The organism is Oleiphilus sp. HI0125 (assembly GCF_001635355.1).
This window is the reverse complement of the sequence record NZ_LWGF01000020.1, coordinates 1-845: the sequence shown is the minus strand read 5'-3', so window position 1 is coordinate 845 and position 845 is coordinate 1. Positions and strand designations below refer to the sequence as shown.

1 protein-coding gene is annotated in these 845 nt (G+C 46.0%); it reads left to right on the top strand.

Features of this window, described 5'->3' with window-relative positions; all coding sequences use genetic code 11:
- Positions 1-845 (top strand): immunoglobulin domain-containing protein (locus tag A3762_RS26775; RefSeq protein ID WP_197468898.1); only part of this gene is annotated, 845 nt, incomplete at both ends.

Genomic DNA, 845 nt, shown 5'->3' with positions numbered 1-845 from the left:
ACTCAATTAATCTTCCTCGCAGTGTTGTAGGTGAGCAGATTGTTTTTGAGGTGACGGCTGATGAGCAAACGCGAATGACTTGTGAGGCGACGAGCGGTTGTAGCGAAAACGGTGTGTACGATTTCGGCGAAGATTTTACGCCAGGTGCTGACTTAGTATTGTCAAGCGTTAGCCCTGTTCTCGAGTCTGTTTCCGATAACAGTGTTCATGTTACGCCTTTTACCCACATGGTGCGCGTAAAAGCAGAGTATTCTGATAGTGGTCTAACCATCGCCGCCACTCAAGCCGCACAGAATGAAATAGAGGGCCTGTTCGATCTTGAGCAAGGTGTTTTATTACGGGAGCCTATAGATATTACAGAAGTAGACGAAAGGTCGTCTGCAAGCGCGGAGCGGGTTAAATTATCTTCTATTAGTGCGGGTATGCATGAGCTAGCTAATGGCGGGGCATATGATGGTGTGACTGACGTACTTGAAGAGATCGAAATGAATCTGAAGGCAAGCGGCAGTTTAGTGTTGTTTGATCAAGAAGACTCAAGCACTGTAGCTGTTGATGAGTTGGTTTACGCTGCGCAAGGCGTTATTTCAGATGTAACTAGCTTGCACTTAGGTCAAGATGAGTCGAATTATGATCAGTTAGTAACTGAGCTTGTTCAGGTGCAGAATAGTGCGATGGATCAAGGGGCTTTGGTTCAGCGAGTCCAGATTATGGCTCAGCCTGTTGGTGTGGTAACTGAAGCCGGTGAACGGGTATCGTTGACGGCAAATATTATTGGTGGTTCGCCAATTTCTTATCAGTGGTTTAAAGATGGTGAGTTGATTGAAGGTGCAACAACTTCTGCATTA